This is a genomic window from Actinospica acidithermotolerans, assembly GCF_018139625.1.
Taxonomy (GTDB): domain Bacteria; phylum Actinomycetota; class Actinomycetes; order Streptomycetales; family Catenulisporaceae; genus Actinospica; species Actinospica acidithermotolerans.
Map to the genome: position 1 here is coordinate 1 of NZ_JAGSOH010000130.1, position 18,468 is coordinate 18,468.

At 71.1% G+C, this 18,468-nt stretch carries 18 protein-coding genes, 2 tRNA genes and 1 rRNA gene; 13 read left to right on the forward strand and 8 right to left on the reverse strand.

The genetic code is table 11. The features are described from left to right. The coding region (bcp, locus tag KDK95_RS29065; protein ID WP_212521517.1) for a thioredoxin-dependent thiol peroxidase at positions 1 to 440 on the forward strand (440 nt) is incomplete at its 5' end. A gap of 121 nt (positions 441 to 561) precedes the next feature. Continuing rightward, on the forward strand, positions 562 to 1,341 hold the full coding sequence (locus tag KDK95_RS29070) for an AIM24 family protein (protein WP_212521518.1): 780 nt from the start codon (positions 562 to 564) through the stop codon (positions 1,339 to 1,341). 66 nt (positions 1,342 to 1,407) lie between these two features. On the opposite strand, the gene KDK95_RS29075 is transcribed toward KDK95_RS29070, so the two are convergent. The 4 genes from KDK95_RS29075 to KDK95_RS29090 all read right to left on the reverse strand — a co-directional run bounded on the left by KDK95_RS29075 (position 1,408) and on the right by KDK95_RS29090 (position 5,435). Beyond that, positions 1,408 to 2,640 (reverse strand): FoF1 ATP synthase subunit a, encoded by a 1,233-nt coding sequence (locus tag KDK95_RS29075; protein ID WP_212521519.1) that lies wholly within the window; start codon positions 2,638 to 2,640, stop codon positions 1,408 to 1,410. 3 nt (positions 2,641 to 2,643) lie between these two features. Beyond that, positions 2,644 to 3,327: a DUF6114 domain-containing protein gene (locus KDK95_RS29080; RefSeq protein ID WP_212521520.1), complete on the reverse strand. Its 684-nt coding sequence runs from the start codon at positions 3,325 to 3,327 to the stop codon at positions 2,644 to 2,646. Positions 3,328 to 3,467: 140 nt separating this feature from the next. Then, the gene (locus KDK95_RS29085; protein WP_212521521.1) at positions 3,468 to 4,085 is read right to left on the reverse strand and encodes a DUF6230 family protein; all 618 of its coding nucleotides are present in this window, start codon (positions 4,083 to 4,085) and stop codon (positions 3,468 to 3,470) included. 441 nt (positions 4,086 to 4,526) lie between these two features. Then, entirely contained in the window at positions 4,527 to 5,435 is a 909-nt protein-coding gene (locus KDK95_RS29090) for a tetratricopeptide repeat protein (RefSeq protein WP_212521522.1), read from the reverse strand. Positions 5,436 to 5,628: 193 nt separating this feature from the next. Here KDK95_RS29090 and KDK95_RS29095 point away from each other — a divergent pair, with 193 nt between their 5' ends. Next, positions 5,629 to 6,198 carry a hypothetical protein gene (locus KDK95_RS29095; protein ID WP_212521523.1) on the forward strand — a complete coding sequence of 190 codons (570 nt, stop codon included), beginning with the start codon at positions 5,629 to 5,631 and terminating at the stop codon, positions 6,196 to 6,198. Positions 6,199 to 6,215: 17 nt separating this feature from the next. Further along, the gene (locus tag KDK95_RS29100) at positions 6,216 to 6,536 is read left to right on the forward strand and encodes a hypothetical protein (RefSeq protein ID WP_212521524.1); all 321 of its coding nucleotides are present in this window, start codon (positions 6,216 to 6,218) and stop codon (positions 6,534 to 6,536) included. Positions 6,537 to 6,831: 295 nt separating this feature from the next. Here KDK95_RS29100 and KDK95_RS29105 read toward each other — a convergent pair whose 3' ends face one another. Beyond that, positions 6,832 to 9,267, reverse strand: a complete 2,436-nt coding sequence (locus KDK95_RS29105) for a DNA gyrase/topoisomerase IV subunit A (protein ID WP_212521525.1) — start codon at positions 9,265 to 9,267, stop codon at positions 6,832 to 6,834. Between the two features lie 132 nt (positions 9,268 to 9,399). On the opposite strand from KDK95_RS29105, the gene KDK95_RS29110 reads away from it, so the two are divergent. Next, a complete protein-coding gene (locus tag KDK95_RS29110; RefSeq protein WP_212521526.1) occupies positions 9,400 to 10,005 on the forward strand; it encodes a DUF5998 family protein in 606 nt (201 codons plus the stop codon). A 13-nt stretch (positions 10,006 to 10,018) separates the two neighbouring features. After that, positions 10,019 to 11,188 (forward strand): alkaline phosphatase family protein, encoded by a 1,170-nt coding sequence (locus KDK95_RS29115; protein WP_212521527.1) that lies wholly within the window; start codon positions 10,019 to 10,021, stop codon positions 11,186 to 11,188. A gap of 372 nt (positions 11,189 to 11,560) precedes the next feature. Here the strand turns inward: KDK95_RS29115 and KDK95_RS29120 are convergent, their stop codons facing one another. Continuing rightward, positions 11,561 to 13,186, reverse strand: coding sequence for a zinc-dependent metalloprotease (locus tag KDK95_RS29120; RefSeq protein WP_307844756.1), 1,626 nt, complete (start codon positions 13,184 to 13,186; stop codon positions 11,561 to 11,563). A gap of 115 nt (positions 13,187 to 13,301) precedes the next feature. Here KDK95_RS29120 and KDK95_RS29125 point away from each other — a divergent pair, with 115 nt between their 5' ends. From KDK95_RS29125 to KDK95_RS29140, 4 genes are read left to right on the forward strand one after another with little or no spacing between them, the layout of a single operon-like run. Next, positions 13,302 to 14,462 (forward strand): NAD-dependent epimerase/dehydratase family protein, encoded by a 1,161-nt coding sequence (locus tag KDK95_RS29125; protein WP_212521528.1) that lies wholly within the window; start codon positions 13,302 to 13,304, stop codon positions 14,460 to 14,462. Positions 14,463 to 14,508: 46 nt separating this feature from the next. Then, positions 14,509 to 14,952 (forward strand): molybdenum cofactor biosynthesis protein MoaE, encoded by a 444-nt coding sequence (locus KDK95_RS29130; protein WP_212521529.1) that lies wholly within the window; start codon positions 14,509 to 14,511, stop codon positions 14,950 to 14,952. A 50-nt stretch (positions 14,953 to 15,002) separates the two neighbouring features. Continuing rightward, complete coding sequence (locus tag KDK95_RS29135; RefSeq protein ID WP_212521530.1) at positions 15,003 to 15,209, forward strand: hypothetical protein; 207 nt, start codon at positions 15,003 to 15,005, stop codon at positions 15,207 to 15,209. Positions 15,210 to 15,251: 42 nt separating this feature from the next. Beyond that, the gene (locus tag KDK95_RS29140) at positions 15,252 to 16,301 is read left to right on the forward strand and encodes a YlbL family protein (RefSeq protein ID WP_212521531.1); all 1,050 of its coding nucleotides are present in this window, start codon (positions 15,252 to 15,254) and stop codon (positions 16,299 to 16,301) included. Between the two features lie 179 nt (positions 16,302 to 16,480). On the opposite strand, the gene KDK95_RS29145 is transcribed toward KDK95_RS29140, so the two are convergent. Next, a complete protein-coding gene (locus KDK95_RS29145) occupies positions 16,481 to 17,029 on the reverse strand; it encodes a PPA1309 family protein (protein ID WP_212521532.1) in 549 nt (182 codons plus the stop codon). 74 nt (positions 17,030 to 17,103) lie between these two features. On the opposite strand from KDK95_RS29145, the gene KDK95_RS29150 reads away from it, so the two are divergent. Next, positions 17,104 to 17,180, forward strand: a tRNA-Met gene (locus KDK95_RS29150). A gap of 176 nt (positions 17,181 to 17,356) precedes the next feature. Further along, on the forward strand, positions 17,357 to 17,812 hold the full coding sequence (locus tag KDK95_RS29155; protein WP_212521533.1) for a tetratricopeptide repeat protein: 456 nt from the start codon (positions 17,357 to 17,359) through the stop codon (positions 17,810 to 17,812). Between the two features lie 69 nt (positions 17,813 to 17,881). On the opposite strand, the gene KDK95_RS29160 is transcribed toward KDK95_RS29155, so the two are convergent. Beyond that, a tRNA-Met gene (locus tag KDK95_RS29160) sits at positions 17,882 to 17,955 on the reverse strand. A gap of 406 nt (positions 17,956 to 18,361) precedes the next feature. Between KDK95_RS29160 and KDK95_RS29165 the strand changes: the two genes are divergently transcribed. Then, a 16S ribosomal RNA gene (locus tag KDK95_RS29165) occupies positions 18,362 to 18,468 on the forward strand; the annotation flags it as partial.

Below are 18,468 nucleotides of genomic sequence, written 5' to 3' on the forward strand. Positions count from 1 at the left end.
CCCCTGCCTTCACCCTCCCCGACGCCGACGGCAAGCCGGTCTCGCTCGCCGACTACGCCGGCCGGAAGGTCATCGTCTACGTCTACCCGGCCGCGATGACCCCGGGCTGCACCAAGCAGGCCTGCGACTTCCGGGACAGCCTGCAGTCGCTCGCCGCCGCCGGGTACGCGGTGCTCGGCCTGTCCCCGGACAAGCCGGAGAAGCTCGCGAAGTTCCGCGAGCGCGACGCGGTGAACTTCCCGCTGCTCTCGGACCCTGACAAGGCCGTGCTCACCGCGTACGGCGCGTTCGGCGAGAAGAAGCTGTACGGAAAGACAGTGGTCGGAGTCATCCGCTCGACATTCGTGGTCGACGAAGCCGGGAACATCGCGCTGGCCCAGTACAACGTCAAGGCCACCGGCCACGTCGCGAAGCTGCGCAAGGACCTCGGCCTCGGCTGACGCCTGAGCCCCCGTCAGCCACCCCCTTGCTTCTGTTCGCCCTTTGCGTTATGGCGAATGACTGGAACACTGATGGCGTCATTCGTACGACCATTCAAGCGAACAGAACAGGGGGGGCCGGATGACTGCGTCAGTCAGCCTGCTGCCGTCGCAGGTCACCGAGGGCCAGGGCCCCGGCATGGCCTACCGGATCGAGGGGCAGCTCGTCCCGGTGCTGCACCTCGCGCTCAACGGGCAGATGCCGGTCTACTTCGAGCACCACGTCGTGCTCTGGAAGCAGCCGCAGATCGACATCCAGCTGATGCGGATGCCCGGCGCCTTCAAGCGGGTCATCGCCGGCATGCCGATCATGATGACCCAGGCGGTCGGCTACGGCGAGATCGCCTTCTCGCGGGACGCCTCCGGCCAGGTCTTCCCGCTCACCATCCCGCACGGCCAGTCGCTCTACGTGCGCGAGCACCAGTTCCTGGCCGCGACGATGAACCTCACCTTCGCCCCGGAGCGGATCAAGGGCATCGGCTCGATGCTGCTCGGCGGCCAGGGCTTCTGGCAGGACCGCTTCGACGCCCCGCAGGGCGACGGCCTGCTCTGGCTGCACGCGCACGGCAACGCCTTCGAGGTCGTGCTCCAGCCGGGCGAGGTCATCGACGTCGAGCCGGGCTCCTGGATCTACCGGGACGTCTCGGTCGGCTACCAGCAGCAGATGTACGGCCTGAAGACCGGCCTGCTCGCGGGCGGCGGGAACATCGTGTTCAACCGCTTCACCGGCCCGGGCCGGGTCGGCCTGCAGTCCGGCTACTACAGCCCGGCGGCCGGCGCCGAGGGGGCGGCGGGCACCGCGGCGGCGGTGGGCGGCGCGGCGGCCGCGCTGAAGATCGGCTCCAAGCTGCTCGGCGGCTGAGCCCCGGAGACGGGCAAAGCCGGGCCGGTCCACGCGGACCGGCCCGGCTTTGTCCTATCAAATCTGCTATTCAGGTGACGCAGTACCGGTCACGCCGAAGCCGTCGAAGCCGGGCACCGAGATCGAGTCCGTGTGCAGATACGCCAGCTGCGTGGTCACGCCCGTGAACACGACCGGGATCAGCGGAATCGTCAGGCCCACCGGGAGCGGCGGCTGGTTGGTCGGCGTGTACGTCTGCGGGATCAGGCCGTAGAGCGACGCCGTCATCTTCGTGACCATCAGGTGCGGGTTGATGAGCGTGGTCGTGGTGCCGGAGCCCGCGTTGTTGTAGACGGTCTGCCCGTTCTGGATCGAATAGGTGACCATCGACGCGATCGTGAGCTTCGACGCCGTGAAGTCGAGCACCTGCTCCGACTCGAACGCCGAGCCGTTCCACACCTGGACCGTCTTCACGCCGTTGTACGTGAGGTCGTACATCGTGAGGTCAGAGGTCTCCATCACCCACGGCAGGTAGTTCGCGTAGACGTCCTCGGCGGTGCCGGCCGCGGCGGCCTTCTTCGCCAGCGCGGCGGCCGACGCCGAGGAGATGCAGTTCGACGACGCCGTGGGCGACGCGCTCGCGCTCGTCGCCGCGGCGCTCGGGGAGGCGGCGGCGGTGGTCGCCTTGGCGGCGGCCTTCGTCGAGGTGCCGCTCGTCGAGGAACCGCTCGACGAGCCGGTGCTCTTCGAGCCCGTCGCCGCCGAGACGTTCTCCACCTTGGCGGCGCTCTGCGTCGTGGAGGCGGTGGCCGGGGTGACGGCCTTGGCCGAGGACGTGGACTGGGCGTCCGCGCCGGTGATCCACGTCCAGATGCCGTTGAGCCAGCCCCAGACGCCGTCGCCGGCGCTCGACGCGGACGAGCTCGCGCTCGCGCTGGGCGAGGCCGAGGCGCTGCCGGTCGAGCCGGCGGCGGTCGTGCTCGTCGTGGTCGACGGCGACGTGGTCTTCGCGGTCTGCGCCTTGGCCGAGGCCGCGGCGCTGGACGCGCTCGGGGTGGGCGTGCTGCTGCTCGCCGAGGCGCTCGGCGACGCGCTCGAGGAGCTCGCCGACGCCTTGGCGGAAGTGGCCGCCGACTGCGTGGACGAGCACACGGTCGGGAAGGGAAGCGCGGTGCTACTGGAGTTCGCGGCGAGCGCGGGGGCCGCTGCGAATGCCACTCCGACCAGCGCGACCATCGCGCTCGGCACTCCGATCGCCGTCATCCGGCGGGAGCGCAGCACGTGGGCCCGGCGCTGGGTGGAGCGAGCGTGGGCGGGCACAGTTCACTCCTGTTCGCTGGTGGGCTCGGTTCCGTTCGGACCCTTCGGGCCGTTCGGGCCCGGGCGGGCGGCCTGCTCGATGATCTGGGTGTTCTCGGCGTACTCGGCGCCGGGCTCCGCCTCGGCCTCGGCGTACCCGGCGACGGGCTCGGCGCCCGGCGCGGTCTCCGGGGCCGCGGTGAACTCGGCCGTCCCGGCCTCGTCGCCCGCGCCGCCGTCCGCGGACTGCGCCGCGACCCGGTGCCGGCGCTGCCTGCGCGTCTCCGCGGTGTAGTCCGTCCGCGGCGCCCACGCGACGGCGAACGCGCCGCCGAACATGGCGAGCAGGAAGCCGACGAAGAATCCGCCGAGGTTGGTGGCCACCAGCGAGAGCAGGGCCAGCAGGATCGAGGCGATCCCGGAGAAGACCCGGTACGTGGGGAAGAACCACACGGTGATGCCGAAGACCACCAGGAAGATCGCGATGAAGATGCTGGAGATGCCGGGCAGCCCCATGGAGAGCATCTTGCCGACGCTGCTGTGCGGGGCCCAGTAGATCTCCAGGCCGGCCAGCAGGATGCTCAGACCCGCGCCGAACGGCCGCTCCCGCCGCCAGCGGCGGAAAGGCCTGCGGTACGGCTCGGTCGGAGCCGTGAACCGGTCCCACAGGTTGCCGGCTCCGTTCCGCTGCTCAGGGGTGCTGATCATGAATTCAGTGCTCCAAGGACGGGCTGTTCGAGTCTGACGGTCCGGTTGCCGGTACGCGGCGTCGCCGCGCGGTCGACGATGCGGCCGACGCGGCGACGCTGCGGTGCCACGGTCCGGACGTGACGGTCCGCTCGCCCTGGCTAGCTGATGCAGCCGGTGGTGGACTTCGCGATGCTCAGCGACATGTTGTGCAGGTCGAAGCTGCCGGCCGTGGTGGCGTTGGAGACCTGCTCGATGTTGGTGAGCGTGGCGCCGTCCGCCTCCTGGCCGAACAGGCCGGCCGTGCCCTTGGCGCCGCTGGCGCTGCCGGAGATCGTGGAGGCGTCCACGCCGATGTTGATCGAGCTGAAGTCGGCCTCGGAGGCCTTCAGCGACTGCATGTCGATGATCAGGTCGCTGGCGTCCGCGCCGGTCGCGCTGAGGGTCAGCGTGTAGGTGCCGAGCGGGCCGAGGTTGGTCTCCACCGACTGGCAGAGGCCGTTGCTGATGGTGGCGGTCTTGAAGGCGGAGACGGCGACGGCGGTCTCACTGCCGCCCGCGCCCGCGTCCACGCCGCCGTACTGCGCGAAGCCGGTGCCCTGGAGCTGCCCGATCTTCATCTGCGCGGTCTGGCCCGAGATGGCGAAGGAGACGGCGATCGCTCCGTTCGCCATCAGAACGGTCAGAGCGCCCGCCGCGATAACGGTCGGCACCATGACGATGCCCAGCCGCTTGAGCGAGGTGCGCCCGAGAACCTGGGCTCCCGAGGTGTCTTTCATCCGCGTCCACTCCTATGTAGACCAATGTGCAGACCGTAGGTCCGGCTGAAGGCCGGTAGGGGGATGTTCGTAGAGACCCAACCGTATCCACAAGAGTCCCGTTACCGGCTAGTAACCTAGGTATCCGCGCAGGGCATGGAGATCCACCTCATCAGGCCCATTCAGTTACCCAACGTGCCCGGAAAAAACCGGACAAAGGCCAGGTAAACGCCATGCTGGCACGCAGCTATATTACGCAGCGTCACGATATTCCGGCGCGTGCGACTTGGTAAAGAGTCAGTAATGTATCGGCCATAGCCGGATGGCGCGCGCGGGATCGGGCACGCTGCGCGATCCGCTATCGACACGCGGTCAAGCCCATCACCAGCGAATATCTCGCGATGACGGGCTCGGCGTTACTGAACACGAACATTGAGGCTGTTCGGGTGGCTCCGCGGGCGCTCAGAACAGCAGCGCGGCGAGCCGCTGGCGGGCCTTCGGCACCGCCGGGTGCTCGGTGCCGAGCAGCTCGAAGTACTCGATGAGCAGCAGCCGCGCCCTGTCCTTCTCGGCGCCGGTGAACCGGCGTACCGCGTCCAGCAGGAGCGCGAAGGCCTCTTCCTGGTGACCCGACGCCATGAGCACGTCGGCCGCCGAGCACTGGGCCTCGACGTCGTCCGGGGCGTCCTTCGCCGCCGCGAGCACGGCGTCCGGGTCGACCGCGGCGGTCCGGCGCATCAGCTCGACCTGCGAGAGCATCACCTTGGCCTCGGGGTGCGCGGGCTGGTCGGCCAGCAGGTTCTGCAGGGCGCGCGCGGCGCCGTCCAGGTCGTCCGCCTCGAGTGCCTCGTACGCGGCCGCCAGCAGCGGGTCCAGCGGCGGCGCGGGCAGGGGCGCGGCGTCCGCCGGGCCGGTCATGCCGAACTCGCGCTCGGCCAGCGCGACCAGGTCGGTCAGCAGCTGGCGGATCTCGGCCTCGGGGCGCACGCCGTCGAACTCGCCGATCAGCTGGCCCTGGATCACGATCTTCACCGCGGGGATCTGCTGCACCCGCATCGCCTGCGCGAGCTGCGGGTTCGCGTCCACGTCGACCCTGGCGAGCACGAAGCGCCCGCCGAACTCCTCGGCGAGCTTCTCCAGGATCGCGCCCAGCTGCGCGGACGGCTCGTACTGCTCGGCGAACAGCTCGAGCACCACCGGCACCTGCGCCGAGCGCTGGATCACCGAGGTCTCGAAGTCGGCCTCGGTCGCGTGGAAGACGTGCGCTGAGCTGCCGCCGGCCGCGGCGGAGGCCGCCGTCCCCGGCTGCGCCGCCGGCTTCTTGAGCGCGGACAGGTCCACTACGCCGGCGGTCGAGAACGAAGGTCGCATGGGGCCATTCTTTCACGTCCCACGAGAGCCCTGGCGCGAACCGGCTTCATGAGAATCGGGGGGTATCTGTGCTGGTTATTGACGTTCCCATTACCGCAATGCTCTGGTGTAAGCCCTTACTATGGAGCTTCGGCCGACGACGGCGGGTGGATCCGTCCAAAGCCGCGTGGGTACCGGTGGAAAGGGAACGCACATGCTCTCGGGGGTGTTCGGGCTGTCCGAAAACGTGCGGGCGCTCATAGGCCGCCGTGTCGAGCTCACGACGCTGAGCTGCACGGTGGTCGTCTCGTCGATGCGCAGCACGGCCCGCGCCGACCAGCGCTACCGCTGCCTGTGGCGCTCCGGCGACTGCCGCGAGGAGCGCGCCTCCTCGACCGTGCTGGCGTCCGGCGGATGGCGCTGGGAGATCCCGTCGCACGCCGGGCCCGTGGTGGCCGGCCCCCGCGGCGAGCTGCCGCTGGACGCGATGACCGACCCGCGCACGATGATCGAGGACTGCGACGTCCGGCTGGTGGACGACGACGCCACGTACGAGGGCCGCGCCGCGCTGGTCGTCGAGGTGGAGCGCCCGCGGTCGGTGCGCGGCTACGACCGGGTGCTGACCCTCGACGCGGAGTTCGGCATCGTGCTCGTCGACCGCGACCTGGTCTCCGGCCGCGAGGTCCGGCTGGTCGGCGTCCGCTTCGACGAGGAGCTCGATCCCGGGCTCTTCGACTACCGCCCCGAGCCGTGGCGCACCGTCATCCACGCGCAGCCCTGCTGAAGGACGCGGCGGCGAGAATGGGCCCGACCCCGACAGCCGTGCTGGTGGGCGCGGCCTTCGGCCTGTCCGGCGTGCTCATCGGCCCGGCCAGGATCAGGCGGGAAAACCGGCTGCGGGCGCTGCGCGGCCTGGCGATCGCGTTCGTTCCGATCGCCGTCTGGCTGGCCCTCGGCGGCCCGATCCTGCCGACGATGCTCGCCTTCTGCCTGGCCACCCTCGCTCTCGGCGAATGGCGGCTGCACGCCGGGCCCAGGCCCGGGAACGCGGCGGCGGGGCAGGAGCACGCGCTCCCACCCCGCCGCCGGACACGGCTGCGGACCCGGACCTCGCGGACGTAGAGTCCGCGGAGTCCGTCGGGTCGACTCCGCCTCGTCGGCCGCAGGCTCCGCCTCGTCGCCTAGCTGCGGACCCGGACCTTTTCGACGTAGGTCGCCGAGTCCGTCCGGGTCGCCGAGTCCGCCTCGTCGCCTAGGCCGTGTCTTCAAACTTGCGTCGGATCAGGCCGCGGCGTCTGACGCGTGCGCTCGCAAGGCGCAGGGGCGGGCGCATACTCGGTCGTCTGCAACCGCCCCTGCAACGCCGCGAGCGTGCGTGGCAGGCGCCGCGGACCCGGCGATAGTTTGAAGACACGGCCTAGTAGCCGATCACCGCGATCGGCTTGGCGAGCGGCGCCCCGGAGCCGTCCCGGCGCTCGTCCAGCGCCGGCAGGTCCAGCGCGCGGCCCTCGTCGTCCACCGGGCGCGCCGGGTACTCGCCGGCCCACGCGAACACCAGCCGGTCCTCGCCCTTCAGGAAGCGCTGGCAGCGCACGCCGCCGGTCGCGCGGCCCTTCGACGGGTAGAGCCGGTACGGCGTCACCTTGATCGTGCTCAGCATCACGCCCGGCAGCGTGTCGCCGCTGCCCGCGACCGACACCACGACGGCGTCCTTGTCCGGGTCCACCGCCGTGAACGAGAGCACGATCGCGCCGCCGTCCAGCTTGATGCCGGCCATGCCGCCCGCCGGCCGGCCCTGCGGGCGCACCAGCTCGGCCGAGTACTTCAGCAGCTGCGCGTCCGAGGTGATGAACACCAGGTCCTCCTGGCCGGTGCGCAGCTCCGTCGCGCCGACGACGCGGTCGCCGTCCTTGAGCGTGATCATCTCCATGGTGTCCTTGTTCGCCGGGTACTCCGGCACGACCCGCTTGACCACGCCCTGCTCCGTGCCCAGCGCCACGCCGGGCGACTCCGGGTTCAGGCTCGTCACGCACAGCACCTGCTCGTCGTCCGGCAGGTTGCGCACCAGCTCGCGCACCGAGATGCCGCCCGCCAAGCCGGTCGCGTCCTGCGGCATCAGCGGGATGTCCACCACGGCCACCCGGTAGAGCTGCCCGGCGGAGGTCACCACGCCCAGGTCGGCCCGCGTGGTCACGTCGATGACCGACAGGAGCGCGTCGTGCTTGGCCCGCGCGCGGCCCGGCTCCGGAACGAAGTCCGCGGGCAGCCGGCCGAGCAGGCCGGTCGAGGACAGCGCCACCCGGCACGGCTCGTCCGCCACCTCCAGCGGCACGTCCACCACCGCGGGCACCTCGTCGGCCTCCAGCAGCACCGTGCGGCGCGGCGTGGCGAAGTCCTTCGCCACCTTGGCCAGCTCGTCCGAGACCACCTTGCGCAGCAGCGCGTCCGACTCCAGGATCGCGGACAGCTCGGCGATCTCCGCGCGCAGCCGCTCCTGCTCGTTCTCCAGCTCGAGCCGGTCGAACTTGGTCAGCCGGCGCAGCGGGGTGTCCAGGATGTAGTTCGCCTGGATCTCGCTCAGCGAGTACTGCCGGATCAGCCGGGCCCGCGCGTCCGCCGAGTTCTCCGACTCGCGGATGGTCGCGATGACCGCGTCGATGTCGAGCAGCGCGATCAGCAGGCCGTCGACCAGGTGCATCCGGTCCTGGCGCTTCTTCCGGCGGAACTCGCTGCGCCGGCGCACCACCTCGAAGCGGTGGTCGAGGTAGACCTCGAGCAGCTCCTTGAGCCCGAGGGTGAGCGGCTGGCCGTCGACCAGCGCCACGTTGTTGATGCCGAAGGACTCCTCCAGCGGCGTCAGCTTGTAGAGGGTCGCCAGTATCGCCTCGGGGTTGAAGCCGTTCTTGACCTCGATGACGATGCGCAGGCCGTTGGTGCGGTCCGTCAGATCCTTGAGATCGGCGACGCCCTGGACCTTCTTGGCCTGCACCAGCTCCTTGATCTTCGAGATCACCTTCTCCGGGCCGATGTTGTACGGCAGCTCGGTCACCACGATGCCCTGGCGCCGGCCGATCGCCTCCACATGCGCGGTGGCCCGCATCCGGAACACGCCGCGGCCCGACTCGTAGGCGTCGCGCACCCCGTTCAGCCCGACGATCCGGCCGCCGGTCGGCAGGTCCGGGCCCGGCACGATGCGCACCAGCTCCTCGAGCGTCGCGTCCGGACGCTTGATCAGATGCCGGGCGGCGGCGACCACCTCGCCGAGGTTGTGCGGCGGCATGTTCGTGGCCATGCCGACCGCGATGCCCGCCGTGCCGTTCACCAGAAGGTTCGGGAAGGCGGACGGCAGGACCTGCGGCTCGGTCTCCTGGCCGTCGTAGTTCGGGCCGAAGTCGACGGTGTCCTCGTCGATGTCATTGGTCATCAGCAGCGCGGCGGGCGAGAGCCGCGCCTCGGTGTACCGCATCGCCGCGGGCGGGTCGTCGTTGCCGAGCGAGCCGAAGTTGCCGTGCCCGTCGGCCAGCGGCAGCCGCATCGAGAACGGCTGGGCCAGCCGGACCAGCGCGTCGTAGATCGCGCCGTCGCCGTGCGGGTGCAGCCGGCCCATCACCTCGCCGACCACGCGCGCCGACTTCACGAAGCCGCGGTCGGGGCGCAGGCCCATCTCGCCCATCTGGTACAGGATCCGCCGGTGCACCGGCTTGAGGCCGTCCCGGGCGTCCGGCAGGGCCCGGGAGTAGATGACCGAGTACGCATACTCCAGGTAGGAGTTCGACATCTCGTCGGTCACGTCGATGTCGACGATCCGCTCTTCGAAGGGCTCGGTATCCCGGGGTGCGCTACGCCGTGCCATCGGACTCTTCTCGCTTCTCGCCACGTGGGAACTCGCTAGGACCGACCCCATTGTGCCGTCTGCCGAGGACACCGTGTGAAATGCCCCGCCCCGGTGTGCGCGCGGGGGCCCTTTCAGTGCAAGGATTGGAGCATGCCGAACACGACCCCGCTCGACCCCGGACTGCGCGAAGCGATCGAGCGCAGCGGCTACTACCCGGCCCTGGTGGCCGAGGCCATCGAGGCGGCAATCGGACCGGAGCCGGTGCTCAGCCACCTGGTGCACCAGGAGACCACCTTCGACAACGAGGAGGTGCGCCGGCACGTGAGCGTGCTCGCGCTCACCGCCTCCCGGCTGATCATCGGACATACGGACGAGCACGGCACCGAGCCCGCGATCGACGGGATGGACAGCCAGGTCAGCTCGTACGCCTCCACCTCGACCGAGGCGATCCGGCTCGACCGGATCACCACCTGCGTGATCACCAGGGTGGTCGACGACCCGGCCAAGCACGTGCCGGGCACGCTGCCGCGCGAGGCCGTGCTGACCGTCGGCTGGGGCGCGATCGCGCGGATCGACCTGGAGCCGGCCGGCTGCGGGGACCCGCACTGCGAGGCCGACCACGGCTACACCGGCACGATGTCCGGCGACGACCTGCAGCTGCGCGTCTCGACCGGCGCCGACGGGGCCGAGGCGGTCGCCCGGACCCTCGAGTTCGCGACGGCCCTGAGCGCCGCTACCGCCGGACTGCGCGGCTGAGGTGGGTGCTGAGGTGGGTGATCCCGCCGTCGACGAGGACGGTCTCGAACCGCCCGCCTACCAGTCGGGCGCGCTCAGCGACGTCGTACCCGCGATCGGCGCCGCCCTGGGCGTGCCCGGTCCTGAGCGCGAATACGGCCTCTGGGCGCCCGCGCCCACCAAGAAGGCCTGCCTGTTCCTGATCGACGGCATGGGCCGCGAACTGCTGTCCGCGCACGCCCATCTGGCGCCGTATCTCACCGCACTGCTGGCGACGGAGGGCGGCCACACGCTCACCGCGGGCTTCCCGTCGACGACCTCGACGTCGCTGGCCTCCATCGGCACCGGCCTGCCCCCGGGCGCCCACGGCATGCTCGGCTACCGGCTCATGGTGCCCGCGTCCGGGCGGCTGATGAACTTCCTGAGATGGGATCAGAACGTCGATCCCCTCGAATGGCAGCCGCACGAGACGATGTTCGAGCGGATGACCGCCGCCGGAATCGCCGTCACCCACGTCGCCGCCCCGAGATTCGCCGACTCCGGCCTGACCCGCTCGGTGTTCCGCGGCGCCCGCTTCTCCGGCGCCGAAACCGTGGACGACCAAGCCCGCCGCGCCATCGAAGCCCTCGAAGCATCAGAGCGCGGCTTCGTCTACCTGTACTACCGGGACCTGGATTTCATCGGCCACACCACCGGCGTCGGCTCCCCGCGCTGGCGCGAGGAACTCGCCTACGTCGACAACCTCGTCGAACGCCTGGCCGGGCAACTGCCCGCCGACGCGACCCTGTTCGTGACCGCGGACCACGGCATGGTCGACGTGCCGACGGACCGCCGCATCGACATGGACCAGGACTGGGAGCTGCGCGCCGGCGTGGCCCTGCTCGGCGGCGAGGCGCGGGCCAGGCACGTCTACGCCACCCCCGGCGCCGCCCGCGACGTGCTGGCGATCTGGCAGGAGCGCCTGGACGGCATCGCCCTCGTCCGCGGCAGGGACCAGGCCGTGGCCGAGGGCTGGTTCGGCCCGCCCTCCGAGGTCGATGCCCGGATGGCCGCGCGCGTAGGCGACGTCATCGTCGCGATGCGCGACGACTGGGCCGTCATCGCCAGCGAGCGCGAGACCATCGACTCCCGGCAGGTCGGCATGCACGGCTCGCTCACGTCCGCCGAACAGCTGGTTCCCCTGCTGGAGATCCGCAAGGACTGACGAGGGCGGCAGGGCCGGAGGCGCGGTGCCTGCCGCCGCCTCGCCGGGAAGCCGCCTCACCGAGAAACTGCCGTCGCGCCTGGGATGAGAACGCGCGCCCGATTCTCCTCGCGGCCGGCCTACGCCGGCTGGCTGCGGGCCGGGTGAGCCGCCCTCACCGCCGTGTTTCTTGGGCGGCTCGCCCTGCTGAAGCGTCGCGCCCGACCTACGCCGTCCGGCTGCGGGTCGGGTGAGCCGCCCTCGCCGCCGTGCTTCTCGGGCGGCTCGCCCTGCTGGAGCGTCGCGGCCGATCTGCGCCGGCTGGCTGTGGGTCGGGTGAGCCGCCCTCACCGCCGTGTTTCTCGGGCGGCTCGCCCTGCTGAACGGCCGTCGTCAGTCCCCAGACTCGCGGTCGTTCCCCTTGTGCTTGTCGTCGCCGTCGTTCCCGTCGTTCCCGTCGTTCCCGTCGTTCCCGTCCTGCGCGCCGCCCTCGTTCTCGGACTCCATGAGCTTGCCGAGGACCTCGAGGTCGGCCTCGCGGCGGCGGACGAAGGCCTCCGGGTCGTCGAGATCGGCCGCGGTGGGCAGCAGGTTGGGGTGGGCCCACAGCGCGTCGCGGCCGTCGCTGCCGCGGGCTTCGGCGAGCAGGGTCCACAGCTTGGCCGCGTCGCGCAGCCGGCGGGGGCGCAGTTCCAGGCCGACGAGGGCGGCGAAGGTCTGCTCGGCGGGGCCGCCGGCGGCACGGCGGCGGCGGAAGGTCTCGCGCAGGGCGGAGGCGCCGGGGAGCTTGCCGGCCGCGGCGGCGTCGACGACCGTGTCCACCCAGCCCTCGGTGAGCGCGAGCAGCGTCTCGAGCTGGGAGAGCGCCTCGCGCTGGGCCGGGGTGTCGGGGGCGGTGAAGGTCAGGCCGCCCTCGCCGAGCACCTCCTGGATGTTCATCATCGCCTCAGGGCTCTGCATCGACTGCATCATCTCCTCGATCTTGCCCTCGTCGACGGAGATGCCGCGCGCGTACGCCTCGACGGCGCCGAGCATGCGGTCGCTGAGCCACGGGACGTGCGCGAAGAGGCGGTGGTAGGCGGCCTCGCGCAGGGCGAGGTAGAGGCGCACGTCCGTGGCCGGCAGCTCGAGGCCCGCGCCGAACGCGGCCACGTTCGCCGGGAGCAGCACGGCCTTGCCCTCGGGGCCGAGCGGCAGGCCGATGTCCGAGGAGCCGAGCACCTCGCCGGCCAGCTCGGCGAGCGCGGTGCCGATCTGGTGGCCGAACAGCGTCCCGGCCATCTGGCCCACGATCGCGCCCATCGGTCCCGACATCTCGGCGGCCTCGGTCGGCAGCATCCCCTTCATCGCGCCGGTCATGCCCTGGGCCACCGGCTCGACCAGCCGCTTCCACACCGGGAGCGTCTGCTCGATCCACTCGGCGCGGCTCCAGGCGAGCGCCCCGGTGGTGCCCGCGGGCAGGTCGCTGACCTCGTCCAGCCAGTGCTCGGCCAGCCGCACCGCGTCCGCGAGGGTCGACACCTCGCCGGCCGTGGGGGACGGGTCCGGCGAGGCGGCCGAGGCGCCGCGCGCGATGTCCTTGGCCAGCGCCCAGTTCACCGGGCCCTCGCCCGAGTTCATCAGGGATTGGATACGGCCCATCATCATGGCGAGCATCTGCGGGTCGAGCCCCGGGATCTGGTCGCCCAGCCCGGCCGCCAGGTTCTCCATGTTCAACCGGGACAGATCCGGCATCCCGCCCTCGCCGGTGCCGAGGCCGAAGGCCCCGAGCAGCTGCTGCAGCTGCTCGGGCCCGGGCAGCTGGAAGCCCGGCGGCATGCCGGGGAACGGAGGCCGGCCCGGCTCCTCCGAGGCGGCCTGCTCCTGCTGCTCGCGCTCCCGGCGCTCGCGTTCGGCGCGCTCGGCCTCCTCGCGCTCGACGTCGGCGCCGAGCCCCTCGAGCCCCTTGACCACCTCTTCGAAGGGCACCGAGTTCGGGTCGTCCTCCGGGTCGGGGAAACTTTCCGGGTGCTCGTTCACGTTCGATACCTCGACTGGCTTAAGTTCCGGAGCCGGTGCACCGGCCCGCGGAAGGATCGGCGATCATGAGAGGCGGGAAACCTCCCTCTCCCACCGTAACTAACGGAGCGTGCTCTTGAGTTCCCCGGCAGACGACGGCAAGCGTACGGCCCGGCTCCGGCCGGCGGACGGCGACACGCGGCCCGCGCACGAGCCCGCGAGACCGCTGACCGTGGCCGTCACCGGCGCGGCCGGACACGTCGGCGCGGCGGTGCTGCGGCACCTGGCGCGGCACGACGGCGTCGGCCGGAGCGTCGGGCTGGTCCCGCGCGGATCCAAGCCGGAGGGCGAGGACTGGCCCGAGGGCGTGGACCGGCGCGCGGCGGATCTGCTCGATCCCTCGCTCGCCGAGCGGCTCGCCGACGTGGACGTGCTGGTGCACACCGACCTGGACGCCAGCCCGGACACCGACCCGGCCGAGCGGACCAGGCACAACGTGCGCGGCACCGAGACCGTGCTGACCGCCGCGGCCGCCGCCGGCGTGCACCGGGTGATCCTGCGCAGCAGCGCCATGGTCTACGGCGCCCTGCCGGACAACCCCGTGCCGATCCCCGACTGCGCCCCGCTGCGCGCGGTGCCGGACGGCTCGCTGATCGCCGACCTGCTGGAGATCGAGCGCCTCGGCCGCCGCGCGCCGCGCGCGCACCTCGGCCTGCACGTCACGGTGCTGCGCCCGGCGATCGTCACCGGCCCCGGCGTCGACACGGTCTTCACCCGGCACTTCGAGGCCCCGCGGCTGCTCGTGGTCAAGGACACCGAGCCCTGCTGGCAGTTCTGCCACCTCGAGGACCTGGCCGGCGCGTTCGCGTTCGCCGCGGCGCACGAGGAGATCGAGGGCGCGTACAACGTCGCCAGCCCGGGCTGGCTCGGCCAGGAGCAGATCGAGGAGAGCTCAGGGCTGCGGCGGATGGAGCTGCCCGCCGGCCTGGCCCTCGGCGCGGCCGAGCGGCTGCACCGGCTGCACCTGACCCCGGCGCCGGCGACCGACCTGCAGTACGTGATGCACCCGTGGGCCGTGTCCGCCGAGCGCCTCGAGGCAGCCGGGTACGTGCCGAAGTTCGGCAACGAGGAGGCCTTCCAGGCGCTGCTCGACGAGGTCGCGGGCCATCACGCCGCGCTCGCCCGCCGCCTCGGCAAGAAGGACGCCGCCGCCTCGCTCGGCGCCGCCGGCGCCACCGTCGCCCTGGTCGGCACCGCCGCGCTGGTGCGCCGTGCCCGGAAGAAGCGCCGGACCTGACGGCGGACCGACGCCGTGCACGCATGGTTACCCGGCCGGCCCGCGGATGCGCGATGATGGAGTGGTGACCAGCATCCACGTCGAGATCCGCACCGAACCGCTGTCCGTGGACGCGCTGCTGGCCCTGGCCGCCGATCCGACGGCGGGGGGCACCGCCGTGTTCGTCGGGACCGTCCGCGACCACACGCCCGAAGCCCCGGGCGCCGTCGTCACCGGCCTCGAGTACGAAGCGCACCCGGAGGCCCGCGGCCTGCTGCGCGAGGTGGCCGAGAAGGTGGCCGCCGACCACGACGTGATAGCGCTGGCCGCCGAGCACCGCGTGGGCCCGCTGCAGGTCGGCGAGGCCGCCGTGGTCGTCGTCGCCTCCGCCGCGCACCGCGCCGAGGCCTTCGCCGCGTGCCGCGCGCTGATCGACACCCTCAAGGCCGAGGTGCCCATCTGGAAGCGCGAGGGCTTCGCCGACGGCACGCACACCTGGGTGGGCGTCTGAGGCAGCACGCTTCCCACACTCGGGCCGGCATCTGAGTTACTGTCGGATATGTGCTTTCCATCCTGATCTGGTGGGCGGTCCCGGTGGCGGCGGCGACGGTGGCCGCGATCGTGATCGCGATCGCGCGCCGGGTCCGCGTGGCGCGCAGCGACGTGGAGACGCTCGACCACTACCGGCGCGCCCGCGAGGTGCTGGCCCGCGCCTCGGCCGACGGGGTCGCCGCGAGCCCGCGACCGGAGGCTACGCGGCAGGAGTAATCCCGCCCGCCGCCGCTCATCCGCGTGCACTAAGGTCGGGATATGCCTCGTCGACGCGCCGTCACCCTCGCGGTCTCCGGCACCCTGCTCGCCGGCTTCGCCGCGGGGGCGCTGTTCCAGCCCGTGCCCTACGCGGAGCTCACGCCGGGCCCGACCTTCAACGTGCTCGGCTCGCAGGACGGCACGCCGCTGATCACGATCACCGGCACCAAGACGTACCCGACGACCGGCGAACTGCGGATGGTCACCGTCGGCGTCTCCGAGGAGAGCTACCAGATGCCGCTCGGCGAGGCCATGGCCGGCTGGCTGAGCAGCGACACGGCGATCGTGCCCAAGGAGACCATCTACCCGGCGGGCCAGACCCAGCAGCAGTCCGACGCCCAGAACACCCAGGAGATGACCGACTCGCAGGACTCCGCGGTCACCGCCGCGCTGGCCGCGCTGGACATCAAGCCGACCGGCAGCGAGGTCGTCGTCGCCTCGGTCACCGACGGCGGACCGGCGGCCGGCAAGCTGCAGGCGGGCGACGTCATCCGCGAGGTGGACGGCACCGCGATCACCACCGGCGGCCAGACCGGCATGGACCAGGTCACCGCGGCCATCAAGAAGGTCACCCCGGGCGCGCAGGTCACCTTCGTGATCAGCCGCGACGGCAAGCAGCAGACGGTCACCACCGGCACCGAGAACAGCTCGGGCAAGGCCGAGGTCGGCATCTCCATCGAAAGCGAGAACGTCTTCCCGTTCTCGGTGAGCATCCAGCTCGACAACGTCGGCGGACCGAGCGCGGGCATGATGTTCGCGCTCGGCATCATCGACAAGCTGACCTCCACCAACCTGACCGGCGGGCGGATCGTCGCGGGCACCGGCACCATCGACGCGAACGGCCAGGTCGGCGCGATCGGCGGCATCCAGATGAAGACCATCGGTGCGCGCGACGCCGGGGCCACCGTCTTCCTGGCCCCGGCGAGCAACTGCGCCGAGGCCAAGGCGAACCAGCCGGCCGGCCTGGAGCTGGTGAAGGTGAACACCCTCGACGACGCGCTTAACGCGCTCGCCGACGTCCGCGAGGGCAAGACGCCGCCGCTCTGTTGATTGCCGGCCGGCCTGGAGCTGGTGAAGGTGAACACCCTCGACGACGCGCTTAACGCGCTCGCCGACGTCCGCGAGGGCAAGACGCCGCCGCTCTGTTAACTGCCAGCCAGCCGGGGCGCTCCCCGGCGGCCAGCGGGACATTGCGGCCTGAGCATCCGACGCCGGTCTGAAGACACGGCCTAGTCGTTCAGCGTGTCGGCGAGGGCGCGCACCAGGTTCGGCACCAGGTCGGCGCCGGAGAGCACCTCGTCGTCCTTGTCCTTCACCCGCAGCCGCAGCGCGCAGTCCCTGGCCCCGTCCCGCAGCACGCCGACCGCGATGCGCACCTCCTGCCGCTCCGGATGCGCGGCCACCCACGCGTCCGCGTCCTGCTCGTCGGCCGGGAGCTGGTCCTGCACGCTCGGCGGCAGCATCAGCCGCTCGATGACGAGGGCGGCGCCGTCCACCGTCTCCGGCCAGGCGATCCCGGCCAGCAGTTCGTCCAGCGGACGGTCGGCCGGCACGCCCTCCTGCTCGATGGACGTGTAGCTGCGCTGCGGCCCGATCTGCCCGCCGAACTCCACCGTCTCCGGTGCCAGCGCGGCCGCGAGCCGCGGCTCGGCGGCGATCAGCTGCGCGGTGTCGACCAGCGCGAACAGCCGCACGTTCTGGTCCCAGCCGTCCCTGGCGACGTGCTGCTCCAACTCGATGAGCGCCTGGGTCAGCGCCGGGTTCTTCGAAGGATCCATGCCGACCATTCTCGACCACCCGGATACCGATTTGCGCCGCCGGACGGCTTCGACGTACAGTAGAGAAACGCCAACGCGGGGTGGAGCAGCTCGGTAGCTCGCTGGGCTCATAACCCAGAGGTCGCAGGTTCAAATCCTGTCCCCGCTACCAAAAGATCCCGGCCAGTCTTCGACTGGCCGGGATTCTTGTCGTTGCGGGCGGTTTCCCTGAAGGACGCCGACGAGGGCGTCCGTCTCGGGTCCGCTGGAATAGCGCCGTCGCGGCGGATGTTCGGCGAGTTGTTGAATCATCAACAAGGAAAACGGTGACTCTGAGGGGAGCCCCGGATGGTCGACGGCAACTTCAACTTCAATGACTACGCGCCGAACGGAGAGCCGGCCGCCGACCGCTGGGCCAGCGCCCTGCACCTGTTCGACGACGGGGCCGGCGGCGCGGAGCACGAGGAGAGCGCGCTCGAGCGCTGGGAGCGGGCGCAGCTGCTCTTCGAGGCCAAGGACTACGCCAAGGCCGCGCGCCTGCTCACCGACGTGGTCGACGAGGTGCCCGAGCTGACCGCGCCGCGCCTGCTGCTGGCGCGCTCGTACTACCACTCCGCGCAGCTCAACCGGGCGGAGGAGCAGCTGCGCGTGGTCGTCGAGCGTGACCCGGTCGAGCACTACGCGCACCTGATGCTCGGCCGCACACTCGAGCGCCTGGGCCGCCGTGACGAGGCGGCGCTCTGGCTCCGGCTGGCCGGAGCGTTCTCCGGGGATCTTCCGGAGGATCGCGCTCTGCGCGCGTGAGCCGGGCGATACCCGGCCGAAATACCAAGAGGCCCCTCCGACCGGTTGGTCGGAGGGGCCTCTATCGCGTAGCGGGGACAGGATTTGAACCTGCGACCTCTGGGTTATGAGCCCAGCGAGCTACCGAGCTGCTCCACCCCGCGATGTGGTGTGCGTCCAGTATGCACGAGCGGCGGCCTGATGGCGAATCACTTGCGAACGGCCGGCGGCCGGTCCGCCGGGCCGCCGGACGGGGTGTCAGGGGGTTGGTACCTCGATTTGACTCGTCCTGCGCGGTTGCCTAATGTTCTCCGAGTCGCCACGACGGGCCGCTGGTCCGCGAGGCGGTAGACGGTCTCGAACCTGTCGGGTCGGACCGGGCGGTGAAAAAGCCCCCGGGAAAACCTGATAGAGTAGAGAACACCGCAAGGGAAACAAAAAGAAGTACCGAGCGCGTGACTGTTTCTTGAGAACTCAATAGCGTGTCATAATGAATCGTCGATGCCAATGTTTTGAAATTGGCTAGACTGTCCCGACCCCCGTCGGGACGTTAGCCAGGTTTTGAATTCTTTTTTGGAGAGTTTGATCCTGGCTCAGGACGAACGCTGGCGGCGTGCTTAACACATGCAAGTCGAACGATGAAGCCCTTCGGGGTGGATTAGTGGCGAACGGGTGAG

What these genes read in the sequence shown, in the direction of transcription:
- KDK95_RS29110 (WP_212521526.1), top strand. Translation starts at nt 9,400, where the DNA reads ATGCCGAACACGACCCCGCTCGACCCCGGACTGCGCGAAGCGATCGAG.
- KDK95_RS29140 (WP_212521531.1), top strand. Translation starts at nt 15,252, where the DNA reads ATGCCTCGTCGACGCGCCGTCACCCTCGCGGTCTCCGGCACCCTGCTC.
- KDK95_RS29085 (WP_212521521.1), bottom strand. Translation starts at nt 4,085, where the DNA reads ATGAAAGACACCTCGGGAGCCCAGGTTCTCGGGCGCACCTCGCTCAAG.
- KDK95_RS29145 (WP_212521532.1), bottom strand. Translation starts at nt 17,029, where the DNA reads ATGGATCCTTCGAAGAACCCGGCGCTGACCCAGGCGCTCATCGAGTTG.
- KDK95_RS29090 (WP_212521522.1), bottom strand. Translation starts at nt 5,435, where the DNA reads ATGCGACCTTCGTTCTCGACCGCCGGCGTAGTGGACCTGTCCGCGCTC.
- KDK95_RS29080 (WP_212521520.1), bottom strand. Translation starts at nt 3,327, where the DNA reads ATGATCAGCACCCCTGAGCAGCGGAACGGAGCCGGCAACCTGTGGGAC.
- KDK95_RS29095 (WP_212521523.1), top strand. Translation starts at nt 5,629, where the DNA reads ATGCTCTCGGGGGTGTTCGGGCTGTCCGAAAACGTGCGGGCGCTCATA.
- KDK95_RS29100 (WP_212521524.1), top strand. Translation starts at nt 6,216, where the DNA reads ATGGGCCCGACCCCGACAGCCGTGCTGGTGGGCGCGGCCTTCGGCCTG.
- KDK95_RS29070 (WP_212521518.1), top strand. Translation starts at nt 562, where the DNA reads ATGACTGCGTCAGTCAGCCTGCTGCCGTCGCAGGTCACCGAGGGCCAG.
- KDK95_RS29155 (WP_212521533.1), top strand. Translation starts at nt 17,357, where the DNA reads ATGGTCGACGGCAACTTCAACTTCAATGACTACGCGCCGAACGGAGAG.
- KDK95_RS29130 (WP_212521529.1), top strand. Translation starts at nt 14,509, where the DNA reads ATGCGCGATGATGGAGTGGTGACCAGCATCCACGTCGAGATCCGCACC.
- KDK95_RS29105 (WP_212521525.1), bottom strand. Translation starts at nt 9,267, where the DNA reads ATGGCACGGCGTAGCGCACCCCGGGATACCGAGCCCTTCGAAGAGCGG.